Here is a 15,237-nt window from a genome sequence, read left to right on the forward strand (position 1 = left end):
CCGAAACCCGGACCGGGCGAATCGAAGGTTACGTTAGGTGGCGAAATTCAGCGCGGGCGACATGGTCGTCCTGATCTCGGGCTCGATGCGCATGGCGGTCGAGAGCGTCGAGGGCGACGATGTGAGCGTGGTCTGGTGCCACGAGGGCCGGATCGGCCGTGACACGTTCAACGACTCCCTGCTGAACAAGTGGGAGTTCCGCGGCGGCGACGACCGCAGCGGCGACCGCGGCGGGTTCCGGGGCGGCGATCGCGGCGGCGACCGCGGCGGGTATCGCGGCGGCGACCGGGGCGGGGATCGCGGCGGCGACCGCGGCGGCTTCGGCGGCGGCCGGTTCAACAACGACCGCAACGACGACGCCGGCGGCTTCGGCGGCAAGCCGGGCCGCGACGACAACCGTCGCGGCAAGACCGGCTGGGACGGCAAGCCCCGCGAGAAGAAGTTCTTCCGCGACGACGATTGATCCGCAGGCCGCCGACCTGACGACCGATCCGCGGGCTCCGGCCCGAAGACCGATCCGAAGGCCCCCGGCCCGGCGATCCATCCACAGGCCCTGCGCCTGACGACCGGGGCCCCGCGCCCCTGACCACCGACCGGCGCCGGGCCTGCGGGCCCGCGCCTTCCCCCCGCCCCCGGGCCCTTCCGCGGCTCGGCGCGGCGCATGAGCAGACCTCCCGCCAGACCCATCAAGACGAGGACCGGCATGACCCGCATCGACCGACGCTTCGCGAAGCTGAAGGCCGAGGGCCGGCCGGCCTTCGTCTCCTACGTGATGGCCGGCGACCCGGACCTCGAGACCTCGCTGGAGATCGTGAAGGGCCTCGCCGGCGCCGGCGTCGACGTGATCGAGCTGGGCCTGCCCTTCACCGACCCGATGGCCGACGGCCCCACCATCCAGCTCGCCGGCCAGCGCGCGCTGGAGGCCGGGATGACCCTGCGCAAGACCCTCGACGTGGTCCGCGCGCTCCGCGAGAGCGACGACGACACCCCGGTCGTGCTGATGGGCTACTACAACCCGATCTATTCGATGGGCGTCGAGACCTTCCTGGCCGAGGCGCAGTCCGCCGGCGTCGACGGCCTGATCGTGGTCGACCTGCCCCCCGAAGAGGACGAGGAGCTGTGTCTCCCCGCCCAGGCCGCGGGGCTGAACTTCATCCGCCTGGCCACGCCCACCACGGACGCCCGGCGCCTGCCCAAGGTGCTCTCGAACACCTCGGGCTTCGTCTACTACGTCTCGATCACCGGCATCACCGGCGCGGCCGAGGCCGCGGCCTCCGCCGTCGGGCCGGAGGTGGCGCGGATCAAGGCCTCGACCCCCCTGCCCGTCTGCGTGGGCTTCGGCATCAAGACCCCGGCCCGCGCCGCCGAGATCGGCCAGGTCGCCGACGGCGTGGTGGTCGGCTCGGCCATCGTCGAGCGCATCGCAGCCGGCGACGCGCCTGCCCAGGTGCTGGCCTTCGTCAAATCGCTCGCCGACGCCGCCCACGCCGCCCGCGGCTGACCCCGCGCCGGCGCGCCCGCCGCGGCGCGCCACGCCCCTCCTGACCGCCCGGCCCCCCGTCGCGCGCGCGCCCTTCCGCGCGGCGCCCGAGGTCCCCTGCCCTCGCCGGCCTGCGCCCGTGGCGCCCCGCCCCGGGTCCTCGCGGAGCGCCTGTTCTCCGGAGCCGTCCGTCGCGGATGCCGCAGGAGCGGCTCGCCCGGCCCCGTCAAGGATCGCGCAGCGACCCCCGAAGGGGGCTTGTCCTTGACGGGGCCGGGCGAGCCGCTCAGGCATCGGACGCGATGGACGGCGCCGGAGAACAGGCGCGGGCCTTGTTCTTTGGCGAGTCAGGAGCCCGCCGGAGGCTCCCCCCTCTCCGGTCCCTGCAAGCCCCGCCCCCGGCGCCCCGCAGCCAGGCCCGCCCGCAGGGCGCCTGTCGATCGCCGGCCTCCCGGACGGTTGCCCGTTCCCGTCCCCCGGCCTAGCCTCGCCCCGGTCCGCCCCTTTCCGGCACGGAGCCCTTCATGGCCACCCAGTACGACCGCATCGAGCCCCCGCTCGCCCGTTTCATCGCCCGCCAGAACATCTTCTTCACCGCCACCGCGACCGGCGACAGCCGCATCAACCTCTCCCCCCGCTCCACCGACGCATTGCGGGTGCTGGACGACAACCGGGTCTGCTACCTGGACCTGACCGGCTCGGGCTCCGAGACCTCGGCCCACCTGCTCGCCGACGGGCGCATGACCATCATGCTCTGCAGCTTCCAGGGTCCGCCGATGATCCTGCGCCTCTACGGCCGCGCCCGCTCGCTGTTCCACGGCACGCCCGAATACGCCGAGCGCCTGGCCGCCTCCTACGACGGCGAGGCCCCGCTGGGCGCCCGCCAGATCGTCGAGCTGACCGCCGACCTGGTGCAGACCTCCTGCGGCTACGCCGTGCCGCTGTTCTCCCACGAGGGCGAGCGCGACGTGCTGACCCGCTGGGCGATGGGCAAGGGCGCCGAGGGCCTCGTCGCCTACCGCGCCGAGAAGAACGCCGTCTCCCTCGACGGTCTTCCGACGGGCATGCCGGCCTGAGCGGGGCGGCGCAGGCGCCCGCACGCCGGGGCCCGCCCGCGCGGCGCGGTCCCGGCCCGGGGCGCCCCCCCTCGCGCCGGGCGGTCCGGCCCCCTATGTTGAGCGAAACCTTAAGGACGCCGAAGCGAAGCGGAGGCTGCGCGATGATCCCCTATTCCCTGCTGGACCTCTCGCCGATCTGCGAGGGCGGAACCGCCGCCGACAGCTTCCGCGCCAGCGCGGCGCTGGCGCAGGCGGCGGAGCGGGCGGGCTACAGCCGCTACTGGCTCGCCGAGCATCACAACATGCCGGGCATCGCCTCGGCCGCGACCTCGATCCTGATCTCCCATGTGGCCTCGAAGACCTCGACGATCCGGGTGGGCTCGGGCGGCATCATGCTGCCCAACCACTCGCCGCTGGTGATCGCCGAGCAGTTCGGGACGCTGGCGACGCTGCACGGGGACCGCATCGACCTCGGGCTCGGGCGGGCGCCGGGGACGGACATGCCGACCGCGCGGGCCCTGCGCCGCGGCATGGACGGGGTCGACCGCTTCCCCCAGGACGTGCTGGAGCTGATGGACTATCTCGGCGAGCCGGAGCCCGGCGTGCACGTGCGCGCGATCCCGGGCACGGGGACGAAGGTGCCGGTGTGGATCCTGGGCAGTTCGCTCTACGGCGCGCAGCTCGCGGCGCATCTGGGCCTGCCCTACGCCTTCGCCTCGCATTTCGCGCCGCAGCTGGTGTTCGAGGCGGCCCAGGTCTACCGCGACGCCTTCCGCGACACCGGCCGGCTGCCGGCGCCGCATTTCATGCTGGCCGCCAACGTCTTCGCCGCGGACACCGAGGCCGAGGCGCGCCGGCTGCGCACGTCCTCCCAGATCACCATGGCGCGGCTGCGCACCGGCAACCCCGGCAAGCTGCCTGCGCCCGTGGACCGGATCGAGGACGTGCTTTCCCCCGCCCAGATCGCGATGGTCGACGAGATCCAGTCGGTCAGCGTGATCGGCGACCCGGGGCAGGTGCGCGACGGGCTCGCCGACCTGATCCGCCGCCACCGCCCGGACGAGCTGATCCTGGCCGGCCACATCCACGACCCCGCCGCGCGCATCCGCAGCTTCGAGATCGCCGCCGACGCGATGCGGGCGATGGCCGCCGCCCCGGCCGCCTGAGGGCCTTTCCGAGGTCGCCGCCCCGCCCGTCGCGCAGACGGCCGGTCGGGGCGGCCCTCGCGTCGGCTGCGCCTCCGCATCGCCCCGCCCGACCGTCCCCGTCGCGGGACGCCGTCGCGGGGCGGCCTCCTCCGGACGACGGCGCGCGCCGGGCCTGCCCCCCGCCGTCGCGACCCGCTTGATGGCGGGAGGGCCCGGGCCACGGCGCCGGCGCCGCGGCGTAGGCGGCGATGGCGCGTCCCCGCGCCTGCCCGCCCCGAAGCCGAAGCGCCCGTGCGGAGGGCGCCCCAGGTCCGCCGGCGCGCTCGCGCCGAGGCCGTCTCACGCCCGGTCCGGCCGCCGGGCCCCGCGAGGGGGACGGCCGGGCGGGGCGATGCGGGCGCGCAGCGCACGCGAGGGCCGCCCGAGCCGGCTCGTGCGCCCCTCCTTGCCAGGCGCGCCCGGCGAGGCTATCGCCCCCCCATGCGCACCCACCTGACCCTGCTGGGCCTCGAGTCCTCCTGCGACGAGACCGCCGCCGCCGTCGTCCGCGCCCCCCTGCGCGACGGCCTGCCGGAGGGCCCGGGCGAGATCCTCTCCTCCGTGGTCATGGACCAGGCGAGCCTGCACGCGGCCTACGGCGGCGTGGTGCCCGAGATCGCCGCCCGCGCCCATGCCGAGCGGCTCGACATCGCCGTCGAGCAGGCGCTGGAGGCGGCGGGGACGCCGCTGCAGGCGCTGGATGCGGTGGCGGCGACGGCGGGGCCCGGGCTGATCGGGGGCGTGCTCTCGGGCGTGATGTGCGCCAAGGGGATCGCGTTGGGGGCGGGGCTGCCCTTCGTGGGGGTCAACCACCTGGCCGGCCACGCGCTGACGCCGCGGCTGACCGAGGGGCTGGCCTATCCCTACCTGATGCTGCTGGTCTCGGGCGGGCACTGCCAGATCCTGGCGGTGCTGGGGCCCGACCGGTTCCGGCGGCTGGGCGGCTCGATCGACGACGCGCCGGGCGAGGCCTTCGACAAGGTCGCGAAGCTGCTGGGGCTGGGCTATCCCGGCGGGCCGGAGGTGGAGCGGGAGGCGCAGGGCGGCGACCCGGGCCGCTTCGACCTGCCCCGGCCGCTGATGGACCGGCCCGGCTGCGACATGAGCTTCTCGGGGCTCAAGACCGCTCTGCGCCGGGCCCGCGACCGGCTGGTGGAGGCGCAGGGCGGGATCACCCGCCAGGACCGCGCCGACCTCTGCGCCGGGTTCCAGGCGGCGGCGGCCGACGTGCTGGCGCAGAAGACCGCCCGCGCGCTGCGCGCCTTCGCCCCCGAGGCCGGCCCCGCCCCCGCCATCGCCGTCGCCGGCGGCGTGGCGGCCAACACCCGGCTGCGCGGCGCGCTGGAGGCGGCGGCAGAGGCCGAGGGCTGGCGGCTGGTCGCGCCGCCCCTGCGGCTCTGCACCGACAACGCGGCGATGATCGCCTGGGCGGGGGCGGAGAAGCTGGCGCGCGAGGGGGCCGATGCGCTCGACCTGCCGGCGCGCCCGCGCTGGCCGCTGGACGCGGGCGCGGCGCCGCTGATCGGGTCGGGGAAGCGGGGCGCGAAGGCCTGAGGGCGGCGCGGCGGGGCTTGCTCCTGGGGGAGCGGTCTACAGGCGCCCTGCGGGCGGGCCTGGCTGGGGCGCGCTGCTGGCGAAGGGCTCTCGAAGACTGCGCAGGGGGAGCCTCCGGCGGGCTCCTGACTCACCCAAGAACAAGCCCCGCGCCTGTTCTCCGCAGCCGTCTCTCGCTGATGGATGCCTGAGCGACTCGGCCCCCGGGGTCAAGGACAAGCCCGGCTTCGCCGGGTCGCTGCGCGATCCTTGACCCTGGGGGCCGAGTCGCTCCGTTCGGCATCCGCGAGTGACGGCTCCGGAGAACAGGCGCTTTGCGAGGCCTGGCAGGCGTCGCGCCGGGGCGCCTGGGGCGAGCCTGGCGCGGGGCTGCGCTTCTTGGGTCGGAGGGGCGAGACGGGAACGCCCCGGGGCCGGGGGGCGCCGGGGCGTTCGGGGTCGGTCGGAGGCGGCCCCGGGGGGGCCGCCGGGGGTCAGTTGACGCCGTCGAGGAGGCGGCGGGCGATGACCTGGGCCTGGATCTCGGCGGCGCCCTCGAAGATGTTGAGGATCCGCGCGTCGCAGAGCACGCGGGAGATCGGGTATTCCAGCGCGAAACCGTTGCCGCCGTGGATCTGCACGCCGTTGTCGGCGCAGGCCCAGGCGACGCGGGCGCCCAGCAGCTTGGCCATGCCGGCCTCGAGGTCGCAGCGGCGGCCCTCGTCCTTCTCGCGCGCCGAGTGGTAGGAGAGCTGGCGGGCGACCATGATCTCGACCGCCATCAGGGCCAGCTTGTCGTAGACGCGCGGGAACTCGACGATCGAGCGGCCGAACTGCTTGCGGTCCTCGGCGTATTTCAGCGCGATCTCCATGGCGCACTGGGCCACGCCCACGGCGCGGGCGGCGGTCTGGATGCGCGCGCCCTCGAAGGTCTTCATCAGCTGCTTGAAGCCCTGGCCCTCGGCCCCGCCCAGCAGGTTCTCGCCCTTCACCACGAAGCCGTCGAAGCCGAGCTCGTATTCCTTCATGCCGCGGTAGCCGAGCACCTCGATCTCGCCGCCGGTCATGCCCTCGGCCGGGAACGGGTTCGCGTCGTCGCCGCGGGGCTTCTCGGCGAGGAACATCGACAGGCCCGAGTAGTTCGAGGTGTCGGGGTCGGTGCGCGCCAGCAGGGTCATCACGTCGGCGCGGGCGGCGTGGGTGATCCAGGTCTTGTTGCCGGTGATCTTCCAGTCGTCGCCGTCCTTCACCGCGCGGGTGCGCAGCGAGCCCAGGTCCGAGCCGGTGTTGGGCTCGGTGAACACGGCCGTCGGCAGGATCTCGGCCGAGGCGATGGCGGGGAGCCACTTGTCCTTCTGCGCCTGGGTGCCGCCGTTGAGGATCAGCTCCGCCGCGATCTCGGAGCGGGTGCCGAGGCTGCCCACGCCGATGTAGCCGCGAGAGAGCTCCTCGGAGACCACGCACATCGCGGTCTTGCCGAGGCCGGAGCCGCCGTATTCCTCGGGCACCGTCAGGCCGAAGACGCCCATCTCGCCCATCTCCTGCACCAGCGGCATGGGGATGAACTCGTCCTTGAGGTGCCACTCGTGGGCGTAGGGCACGACCTTCTCGTCCGCGAAGCGGCGGAACTGGTCGCGGATCATCTCGAAATCCTCGTCGAGCCCGCAGTCGCCGTAGGTCGGGGCGCCGGCGCGCTCGCGCATGATCTCCACCAGGCGGTGGCGCGCGGCGTCGGTGTTGCCCGTGGCGATCAGGGTCGAGACGGCCTTGTCCGACGCCAGCGCCAGACCCTCGGCGGCGAGACCGAGGTCGGCGAGGCGCGCGAACTCGTTCTGGCTCATCATGATGCCGCCGGTCAGCTGGGCGAGGTACTCGCCGAAGCCGATCTGAAGGATCAGCTGCTCGATCTCGCCGAACTTGCCGGCCTCGGCCAGGCGCACGGACCAGGCCTGCATCTGGCGCAGCGACTCGGTGTAGGTCGCGATCCAGCTCAGCGCATGGGCGGCGTGCTGCTCGCGGTCCATCAGCGCGCCCGAGACCTTGCCGTCGACCGTCACCCGCTCCCGCAGGGCGCGGCGGGCGGACATCTCGATCTCCTCGACCGCCGGCATGGCGGCGGCGCAAAGCGCTGCGAGATCGGCGAGAATCGGCTCAGGGGTCTGGATCGCGGTCGCTTCGTTCATCGATGGAACCTCTCCGGTCGGCGGGTCGGCGGGGGAGCAGGCTCCCCGGCCGGCCGCGAGGCGCGCGCAGGCCGTGCTGCATCGCGGAATCTGTCATGTTTCAGGCGCGGACGCTAGTCAGGCCCCGGCGCAGGGTCAATATCGGCGCAAGATCGTTGCGCCCGGACAGGGGGTCGCAGGCGATATCTTGCGCAGCTCCTGACCGGCGGCAGGCGGGCGCGGACGCGCGTTTCTCCTGATACGCGTCCCGGCGGCGCTCGGACCACCTGTCGCCGGGCCGCGGGCGGTGCTATGGGCGCCGTCATGGACTTTGCAGGATTGATCGCGGACCACGGGTGGGTCGCGCTGGCGGCGGCGCTGCTGGGGATGCTCGCGGCGGGTTTCGCCAAGGGCGTGGTCGGATTCGCGCTGCCGATGATCGCGATCTCCTCGATCGGCTCGGTGCTGCCGGCGCCGCTGGCGGTGGCGGCGATCATCCTGCCGGCGGTGATCACCAACATCTGGCAGACCTTCCGCCAGGGCCTGCACGCGGCCTGGGCGAGCCTGCGCCGCTTCTGGCTCCTGAACCTGGTGATGTTCGCGGCCATCGCGGTCACCGCGCAGCTGATCCTGGTGATCCCCGAGCAGGCGCTGTTCGGCATCCTGGGCGTGGGCGTCTGCGGCTTCGCGGGCATCCAGCTTTTCGGCTGGCGGCCGCAGGCCCCGCCGAAGCGCTGGATGAAGCCGGTCGAGGCCGCGGTCGCGCTGGTGGCGGGGTTCTTCGGGGGGCTCTCGGGCGTCTGGGGGCCGCCGATCCTGCTGTATCTCACCGCGCTGGAGCTGCCCAAGACCGACATGGTGCGCGCGCAGGGGGTCAGCTTCCTGCTCGGCTCGCTGATCCTGGTGATCTCGCACCTGCGCTCGGGGCTGCTGCTGGGCGAGGGGGGCGCGATCTCGGTCGCGATGGTCGTGCCGGCGATGGCGGGCATGGCGCTGGGACTGGCGGTGCAGGACCGGCTCGATCAGCAGAAGTTCCGCCGCGCAACGCTGATCGTGCTGGTGGTCGCGGGCCTGAACCTGCTGCGCCGGGCGCTGGCCGGCTGACCGCGCGAACGCCGGGGCCCCGGGCGGGCGGGGAGGCCCCGGGACGCGGAGGGCTCAGCCGAACAGGAAGTCGGCCTCGGTCAGCTCGGCCGGGCTGACGTGGCGCAGCGTGATGGTGGCGCCGCCGTCGATCGTCACCTCGGCATGGTCGCCGACGCTGCGGATCTCGAGGTCGTCGAAGTCCAGCGTCCCGCGCGAGGAGATGCGGATCTGGTCGCGCCCGTTCTGGAAGTCGCGGATCACGTCGTCGCCCGCGCCCCGCCAGAACACGAACACGTCCTCGCCCTGGCCGCCGCGCAGCTTGTCGTCGCCCAGCCCGCCGTTCAGCCGGTCGTCGCCATGGCCGCCGTTCAGCGCGTCGCCGCCCTTGCCGCCCTGGAGCACGTCGTCGCCCGCGCCGCCCAGCAGCCCGTCGCGCCCGCGCCCGGCCTTGAGCAGGTCGTCGCCGCGGAAGCCGTTGAGCGTGTCGCTCTCGCGCGAGCCCAGCAGCCGGTCGTCGTCGTTGAGGATCAGGCGGAAGAACTTGCGGCTGTCGCCCTCGGCCTGCAGGGCGAGGAAGGGCGGGCGCACGGTGCGCGCGAAATCGATCATCACGAAGTGCTGGACGCCCTCGGCCTGCACCGAGACGGCGCGCAGCGTGCCCGAGGGCTCCCAGCCGTAGGGGTGCCAGATGGCGCCGTAGTAGGTGATGTTGTCGTCTTCGCCGCCGAAGCGGACCGCCTCGTTGCTGAAGAAGGTCCGGTCGTCGTGGCGGACGTCGTAACGGTTCATGTCCAGCGCATGATACGCGCGCAAGATCGCCATCGGCGTGTCCCTCTTCGAAATCCCGGGCGGCCCTGGGCGTCTGTCGCGCCATGCGTGCGGGGCCAAGGGGTTGCGCGGTCATGTGAAGATGACTGCGCAGCCCGGCTCAACCCCGCGCGCGCAGGCGCGCTCGGGTTTGCGCGAGGTGTGGGCGCGGCGCTACGCCGGACGCGCCCGGGCGCCGGGGACCGGCAGCGGCGCGCGCGCCGCGACGCTCCCGCCCCCGCCGAGCCGCGGGGCGAGGGCCGCGGCCACCGCCTGCTCGGCAGGGGTCGGCGCATGGCCGGGGAGCAGCGCGGCGAGGCGCGGGTCCGCCAGCCGGTGGGGCGTGGTCCACAGGTAGCGCATCTCCAGCAGCTCGCGCCCCATCGGCCAGACCGGCGCGGCCAGGCGCAGGGCCCACCAGGGGAACGCCCGCAGGCGCAGCGGCCGGCCGGCGGCCTTCGCGGTCAGCGCCATCAGCTCCGCCCCCGTCAGCGCGTGGCCGGGGTGGTTGAAGGCGGCGAAGGCCGGCAGCGCGTCGCGCAGCCCGGCGAGACCGGCCGCGACCGCGGCGAAGTCGGGCAGGAACGACCAGGCGTGCAGCCGGTCGAGGGGCCCGGGATAGGTGAAGCGGCCCTGCGCCAGCCCCGCGGTCATGTGGGCGTCGTACCAGTTGCCCGCGATCTCGGTGTCGAGGAAGTCGCCGCCCCGCAGGACGATGCAGCGGATCTCGCCGGCCTCGGCCGCGGCGCGGAGCGTCATCTCCTGCTGGGCGCGCAGGCGGCCCTTGCGGGTGTCGGGGCGGTAGGGCGTATCGGGCGGGGTCGGCAAGGCGATCGCCGTGCCGTAGCCGTAGACGTTGCCCGGGTGCAGGAGGGTCGCCCCGCTCGCCCGCGCCGCGGCGAGCAGCGCCCGCGTGGTCTTCGGCAGCGCCTTGGGCCAGTCGGGATAGGGGGCGTTGAGCGCGTTGACGATCACGTCCGCGCCCTCCGCCGCCCGGGAGAGCTGGTCGGGATCGAGGGCGTCGCCGCGCACCGGCTCGACGTTCTCGAAACCGGGGGCGCCGGAGCGGGACATCGCCCGCACGGTCCAGCCGGCCTCGGCGAAGGCGGCGGCGGCGTGGCGGCCGAAGCGGCCGCGGGCGCCGGCGATCAGGACGCATCCGGGGGTCATGGCGGGTCTCCTGCTGTGGTGCTGGGGGAAATCTGGGGTATTCTCCGCCGAAGCGGTAGCCGCGCGATTGGATGGGAGCCATTCAGCGATGGATGATCTGGACTGGGCGGAGCTGCAGGCCCTGCTGGCGGTGGCGCGGGCGGGCTCGCTCTCGGCCGCGGCGCGGGCGGGGGGGCTGAGCCAGCCCACCCTGTCGCGCCGGCTGGCGGCGCTGGAGGGCCGGCTGGGCGAGCGGCTGATGGAGCGCGGCGCCGGCGGCGTGCGCCTGACCGACGCGGGCCGCGAGGCGCTGGCCCGCGCCGAGGAGATGGAGGCGGCCGCCCACCGCCTGTCGCGCGCCGCCGCGGGACGGGCGCGCGGCGTCTCGGGCGTGGTGCGGGTGACCGCAAGCCGGGTGGTCGCGACCTACCTTCTGCCGGGCCCGCTCGCCGAGCTGCTGGAGGCGGAGCCGGCGCTGGAGATCGAGCTCGTGGCCTCCGACGCCAGCGCCAACCTGCTGCGGCGGGAGGCGGACATCGCGGTGCGCATGTATCGCCCCGCCCAGGCCGACCTGGTGACGCGCAAGGTCTCGGAGATGGCGCTGGGGCTCTTCGCCTCGCCCGCCTATCTCGCGCGGCACGGCGCGCCCCGGACGGTGGCCGACCTCGCCGCGCACCGGGTGGTGGGCTTCGACCGCTCGGACCTGATCGTCGAGGGGTTCGCCAAGGCCGGCTTCCCCCTGCCCCGCCGCTTCTTCCGCCTGCGCACCGACGACCAGGTGGCCTATTGGGAGGCGGTGGCGGCCGGCGCCGGGATCGGGGCCGGGCAGAAGCCCGTCGCCGCGCGCGATCCGCGCGTGACGCCGGTGCTGCCGGAGGCCGAGCTCGGCGCCCTGCCGGTGTGGCTGACGGCCCATGCGGACCTGAGGGGCTCGGCGCGGGTGCGGCGGGTCTTCGATCACCTGGCCGAAAGCCTGCCCCGGCTGGCGCGCGGAGGGGCGGCGGAGCCCTCCCCGGGACCGCTTGCGCGGAGCGTCGCGGTCGCAGGCGCGCCCGATCGGCGCTGATTTCGCGCCCGCGTCTTGTCCCGGGCGGCGCGGAGGGTAAAATAGGGGCCGAGAGACGCGACGGGCCGCGACGGCCCGGACGGGCGCGGCCGGAAGGTCGGCTTCGCCCCTGACCGCGGACCGGCGCCCTGGCCTCCAGGACGCGGGGACGCGCGAAAACCATGGAGAACGTCATGTCCTGGACCGACGAGCGGGTCGAGCTGCTCAAGTCCATGTGGGGCGAGGGCAAGAGCGCCAGCCAGATCGCCAAGGCGCTGGGCGGCGTGACCCGCAACGCCGTGATCGGCAAGGTCCACCGCCTGGGCCTGTCGAACCGCACCGCCGCCCCGAAGACCGGCGAGGAGAAGGAGGCGGCCCCCGCGCCCGCCGCCGCCGCGCCCGCGCCGCAGCCGCGCCCGGCCCCCGCGCCGGAGCCCGCCCCGCGCCCGGCCGCCGCCGCGCCCGAGCCGGAGCCCGCGCCGCGCCCGGCCGCGCCGCAGCCGGCCCCCGCCGCGCCGCGCGCCGCCGCCCCGGCGCCCGAGGAGCCCGTCGAGCGTCCCGCCCCCCGGGCGGTCTCGCCGATGCCGCCCAACGGGCCGCAGCCGCCGCAGGTCACGGAGGTCTCCGAGGAGGCCCGCCGCAACCTCGAGGAGGTGGAGAAGAAGGCCAAGCGCCTGAACCTGCTGCAGCTGACCGAGCGCACCTGCAAGTGGCCGATCGGCGATCCGGCGACGGACGACTTCTTCTTCTGCGGCCTGCCCTCGCTGGGCGGCAAGCCCTATTGCGAGGCCCATGTCCAGGTGGCCTTCCAGCCGATGAGCGCGCGGCGCGACCGCTCCCGCTCCCGCTGAGCGGACCTGCGGAGAGGCCCCCGGCCTCTCCGCCCCCCTCTCGCCTGCCGGCCCGCGCCGCCGCGGCCCCCTCCCCTCCCCCGGACGCCCCGCGCCCGGCCCCTCCCCCCGGAGGCGCCGCGTCGACGGCTGCGCCCGGTCCCGCGGGTCCGCGCGCGGCGCGCGGCGGACGCCGCGCCCTGCGCGACGGCCGCGGGCGGGAGACGGAGGGGCCGGGCGCCCCGCCCGCCCCGCGCCGCGGGCGGGGCGCCGGGACCCGCGCGACGCCGGCCGCGGCGCCTCCGCCGCGCGCGTCGGGCGCGGCGGGGCGGGACGGCGCGCCCCCGCCCGCCGGCAGGCGCCGCGGGGCGGGCCGTGCGGCGCGGCGTGCCGGTCAGGTCTCGGGAACCGAGGTCAGGGCTCGGGGGAGACGTCGATCTCCGTGCCGCGCAGCATCCACCAGGTGGCGGCGGCGACGTGGCGGGCCTGGTCGCCGATCCGCTCCAGGTCCTTGGCGATGAACAGGCGCCGGGCGCCGGGGACCACCTGGTCGGCGCCCTCGGCCATGCGCGCCAGCAGCGAGCGGGTCAGGGACTCGTAATGCGCGTCCAGCTCCCCGTCGCGCCGCCAGACCGCCCGGGCGGCCTCGGCGTCGCGGGCCTGGTGGGCGGAGATCGCCGAGGCGAGCTGCGCCAGCGCCCGCTGGCCGAAGCGGCGCAGGGCGGCGTCCATGTCCTCGCCCGGCGCAGGAGCGGGCGCGGCGGGGGCGGGCGCCTCCTCGCGCAGGCGGGCCGCGCCCTCGGCGAGATTGGCCGACAGGTCCCCGCTGCGCGCCAGCGCCGCCAGCGCCCGCAGCGCCGCCAGCAGCTGGCGCAGGTCCCCGCCCATCGGCTGGCGCAGCGCGACCAGCGAGGCGGCCCGGTCGTTGGCCTCGCGCGCCAGCAGCCGCTGGCGGTCGCGCAGCGCGCGCACCTCCGCCGCCTCCGCCGCCCCGCCGCGCAGCAGCAGCGAGAGCGCGGCCGAGAGCAGCTCCTCGGCCATGCCGCCCACCCGCGCGGTCTGCGCCGCGACCTGGCGCAGGTCGTCGTCGAAGGAGCTGACCGTATGGCGGCGCCCGGGCGCCTCCGCCTGCGGGCGGTCGGGCCGCAGGGGGTCGGGGTGCTGAAACATGAGATCCGGCGAAAACGCTGACGTGCGGTCACGTTACAGGCGATGCATGACATGCGTATGTCGCCGCCCGGTGGAACGCGCCGGGATCGGAGGATTTTTCACGCGGTCGCGATCCGTCGCGCCGGCGGGCCGCCGCCGGCCCGCCCCGTCAGCGCGCCTGCGCCCGGGCCGCCGCCCCGCCGCTTGCCGGCTCGCGCCCCGGCTCGCTGGCCGCGCCGGGCTCGGCCGGCAGCCACAGGGTGAAGGCCGCGCCCTCGCCGGGCGCGCTCTCCACGCTCAGCTCGCCGCGGTGGCGCGACATGATGTGCTTGACGATGGCGAGCCCCAGCCCCGTGCCCCCCTGGTTGCGCGAGCGGCGGACGGAGACGCGGTAGAAGCGCTCGGTCAGCCGCGGCAGGTGCTCGCGCGGGATGCCCTCGCCATGGTCGCGCACGGTCAGGCCGATCATGCCGGGATGGCTGGGCGAGGCGGGGGCGGGCAGGATCTCGACCGGGCCCTCGCCGTATTTCATCGCGTTTTCCATCAGGTTGCCGATCGCCTGGATCAGCTGGTCGCGATCCCCGCGCACCATCGGGCCGTGGGCGGGGGCGAGCAGGCGGATCTCCACCCCCCGCTCGGCGGCGACGGGGGCCAGCGCCTCGGCCGTCTCGTGGGCGATCTCGCCCAGGTCCTGGCGCTCGGTCGGGGCCACGTGCTCGTTGAGCTCGATGCGGTTGAGCGACAGCAGGTCGTCGACCAGCCGCTGCATGCGCCCCGCCTGGGCCTGCATGATGCCCAGGAACCGCTCCTGCGCCTCGGGGTCGTCGCGGGCGGGGCCCTGCAGGGTCTCGATGAAGCCGCGGATCGAGGCGAGCGGCGTGCGCAGCTCGTGGCTGGCGTTGGCGATGAAGTCGGTGCGCATCCGCTCCAGCCGCAGGTCCTGGGTGCGCTCGGTGAACAGGCACAGCACGTGGCGGCGACGGGGGCGGCCGGGGGCGTCGGCGCGCGAGGCGCCGTCGACATGGGCCCGGATCACCCGGTTGCGGTCGCCGTGGAGCGTGAAGTCGAAGCTGCGCGGCGGCCCGCCCGCCTGCGCCTCGGCCAGCGCGTCGAGGAAGTCGGGCGCGCGGAACGACATCGAGTGGTGCTCGCCGACCCTCAGCCGCTCGAACAGCTCGCGGGCGGCGGGGTTGGCGTATTCGATCAGGCCGGCGGGATCGATCAGCAGCAGCGGGAACGGCAGCCGGTCGAGCGCGGCGCGCCCCAGCCCGGGCTCGAGCCCCGGCAGGCGCGGCGCGGGCGGGGCGGCGGCGCCGCCGGCGTCGGGGATGCGCAGGGCGAAGGCGAAGAGCGCCGCGCCGAACAGTCCCGCCGCCGCCTGCCCCCAGAACGGCGCGCCCAGCGCCCCCGCGGCCGCCGCCCCGGAGAGCGAGGCGACGGCGACGGCGATTCGGCGGGCGGTCTCGCCGCGGAGGGGCATCGGCGTCCTTTCGGCGGGGCGCGTGGGGCGCGCCGCGCATCGGCGGCCCTGGGGGGCCGCGGGGGTCGTGCGGGCCCGCGCGCGATGGTCGTGCGGGCCCGCGCGGGCAGGTCCGCGCGGGGCGGCGGTTTCCGGGCGCGCGAAGCGGCCGGGAGGTCACGCCCCGATACCATGCGTCGCGGGCGGGGCGAAGGAGGTTTGCCTTCATCGCTCCGTCACATATTTACACCGCGACGGGCCCGAGCGACGGTCCGCCCGACCTCCGGGATTG

At 75.5% G+C, this 15,237-nt stretch carries 13 protein-coding genes; 8 read left to right on the top strand and 5 right to left on the bottom strand.

Annotation, left to right across the window (positions count from 1 at the left end; translation table 11 throughout):
• The first annotated feature begins 37 nt into the window (after positions 1-37).
• From BM064_RS21970 to tsaD, 5 genes are all read left to right on the top strand, one after another.
• Complete coding sequence (locus BM064_RS21970) at positions 38-463, top strand: hypothetical protein (RefSeq protein ID WP_218161103.1); 426 nt, start codon at positions 38-40, stop codon at positions 461-463.
• A 240-nt stretch (positions 464-703) separates the two neighbouring features.
• Positions 704-1,501: a tryptophan synthase subunit alpha gene (gene trpA, locus BM064_RS21975; RefSeq protein ID WP_092864009.1), complete on the top strand. Its 798-nt coding sequence runs from the start codon at positions 704-706 to the stop codon at positions 1,499-1,501.
• A gap of 503 nt (positions 1,502-2,004) precedes the next feature.
• The gene (locus BM064_RS21980) at positions 2,005-2,556 is read left to right on the top strand and encodes a pyridoxamine 5'-phosphate oxidase family protein (protein WP_092864012.1); all 552 of its coding nucleotides are present in this window, start codon (positions 2,005-2,007) and stop codon (positions 2,554-2,556) included.
• Positions 2,557-2,699: 143 nt separating this feature from the next.
• Positions 2,700-3,704, top strand: coding sequence for an LLM class flavin-dependent oxidoreductase (locus BM064_RS21985; RefSeq protein WP_092864015.1), 1,005 nt, complete (start codon positions 2,700-2,702; stop codon positions 3,702-3,704).
• A gap of 462 nt (positions 3,705-4,166) precedes the next feature.
• Positions 4,167-5,279: a tRNA (adenosine(37)-N6)-threonylcarbamoyltransferase complex transferase subunit TsaD gene (gene tsaD / locus BM064_RS21990; protein WP_092864018.1), complete on the top strand. Its 1,113-nt coding sequence runs from the start codon at positions 4,167-4,169 to the stop codon at positions 5,277-5,279.
• Positions 5,280-5,752: 473 nt separating this feature from the next.
• Here tsaD and BM064_RS21995 read toward each other — a convergent pair whose 3' ends face one another.
• Positions 5,753-7,441 carry an acyl-CoA dehydrogenase family protein gene (locus BM064_RS21995; RefSeq protein ID WP_092864021.1) on the bottom strand — a complete coding sequence of 563 codons (1,689 nt, stop codon included), beginning with the start codon at positions 7,439-7,441 and terminating at the stop codon, positions 5,753-5,755.
• A 303-nt stretch (positions 7,442-7,744) separates the two neighbouring features.
• Here BM064_RS21995 and BM064_RS22000 point away from each other — a divergent pair, with 303 nt between their 5' ends.
• The gene (locus BM064_RS22000) at positions 7,745-8,524 is read left to right on the top strand and encodes a sulfite exporter TauE/SafE family protein (protein ID WP_092864302.1); all 780 of its coding nucleotides are present in this window, start codon (positions 7,745-7,747) and stop codon (positions 8,522-8,524) included.
• A gap of 54 nt (positions 8,525-8,578) precedes the next feature.
• Here the strand turns inward: BM064_RS22000 and BM064_RS22005 are convergent, their stop codons facing one another.
• The gene (locus BM064_RS22005; protein WP_092864024.1) at positions 8,579-9,328 is read right to left on the bottom strand and encodes a calcium-binding protein; all 750 of its coding nucleotides are present in this window, start codon (positions 9,326-9,328) and stop codon (positions 8,579-8,581) included.
• Between the two features lie 159 nt (positions 9,329-9,487).
• Complete coding sequence (locus BM064_RS22010; RefSeq protein ID WP_092864027.1) at positions 9,488-10,483, bottom strand: NAD(P)H-binding protein; 996 nt, start codon at positions 10,481-10,483, stop codon at positions 9,488-9,490.
• Positions 10,484-10,571: 88 nt separating this feature from the next.
• Between BM064_RS22010 and BM064_RS22015 the strand changes: the two genes are divergently transcribed.
• On the top strand, positions 10,572-11,528 hold the full coding sequence (locus tag BM064_RS22015) for a LysR family transcriptional regulator (protein ID WP_092864030.1): 957 nt from the start codon (positions 10,572-10,574) through the stop codon (positions 11,526-11,528).
• A 173-nt stretch (positions 11,529-11,701) separates the two neighbouring features.
• Positions 11,702-12,358, top strand: a complete 657-nt coding sequence (locus tag BM064_RS22020) for a GcrA family cell cycle regulator (RefSeq protein ID WP_092864033.1) — start codon at positions 11,702-11,704, stop codon at positions 12,356-12,358.
• 393 nt (positions 12,359-12,751) lie between these two features.
• Here the strand turns inward: BM064_RS22020 and BM064_RS22025 are convergent, their stop codons facing one another.
• A complete protein-coding gene (locus BM064_RS22025) occupies positions 12,752-13,507 on the bottom strand; it encodes a phosphate signaling complex PhoU family protein (RefSeq protein ID WP_092864036.1) in 756 nt (251 codons plus the stop codon).
• A 148-nt stretch (positions 13,508-13,655) separates the two neighbouring features.
• A complete protein-coding gene (locus tag BM064_RS22030) occupies positions 13,656-14,966 on the bottom strand; it encodes an ATP-binding protein (RefSeq protein ID WP_092864039.1) in 1,311 nt (436 codons plus the stop codon).
• Between the last annotated feature and the right edge of the window lie 271 nt (positions 14,967-15,237).

This window comes from Albimonas pacifica (genome assembly GCF_900113695.1).
In the GTDB taxonomy this organism is placed as follows: Bacteria; Pseudomonadota; Alphaproteobacteria; order Rhodobacterales; family Rhodobacteraceae; genus Albimonas; species Albimonas pacifica.

Excerpts from the sequence above, each read along its gene's own strand:
- trpA (WP_092864009.1), top strand. The coding sequence starts at position 704 with ATGACCCGCATCGACCGACGCTTCGCGAAGCTGAAGGCCGAGGGCCGG.
- BM064_RS21980 (WP_092864012.1), top strand. The coding sequence starts at position 2,005 with ATGGCCACCCAGTACGACCGCATCGAGCCCCCGCTCGCCCGTTTCATC.
- BM064_RS21985 (WP_092864015.1), top strand. The coding sequence starts at position 2,700 with ATGATCCCCTATTCCCTGCTGGACCTCTCGCCGATCTGCGAGGGCGGA.
- tsaD (WP_092864018.1), top strand. The coding sequence starts at position 4,167 with ATGCGCACCCACCTGACCCTGCTGGGCCTCGAGTCCTCCTGCGACGAG.
- BM064_RS21995 (WP_092864021.1), bottom strand. The coding sequence starts at position 7,441 with ATGAACGAAGCGACCGCGATCCAGACCCCTGAGCCGATTCTCGCCGAT.
- BM064_RS22000 (WP_092864302.1), top strand. The coding sequence starts at position 7,745 with ATGGACTTTGCAGGATTGATCGCGGACCACGGGTGGGTCGCGCTGGCG.
- BM064_RS22005 (WP_092864024.1), bottom strand. The coding sequence starts at position 9,328 with ATGGCGATCTTGCGCGCGTATCATGCGCTGGACATGAACCGTTACGAC.
- BM064_RS22010 (WP_092864027.1), bottom strand. The coding sequence starts at position 10,483 with ATGACCCCCGGATGCGTCCTGATCGCCGGCGCCCGCGGCCGCTTCGGC.
- BM064_RS22015 (WP_092864030.1), top strand. The coding sequence starts at position 10,572 with ATGGATGATCTGGACTGGGCGGAGCTGCAGGCCCTGCTGGCGGTGGCG.
- BM064_RS22020 (WP_092864033.1), top strand. The coding sequence starts at position 11,702 with ATGTCCTGGACCGACGAGCGGGTCGAGCTGCTCAAGTCCATGTGGGGC.
- BM064_RS22025 (WP_092864036.1), bottom strand. The coding sequence starts at position 13,507 with ATGTTTCAGCACCCCGACCCCCTGCGGCCCGACCGCCCGCAGGCGGAG.
- BM064_RS22030 (WP_092864039.1), bottom strand. The coding sequence starts at position 14,966 with ATGCCCCTCCGCGGCGAGACCGCCCGCCGAATCGCCGTCGCCGTCGCC.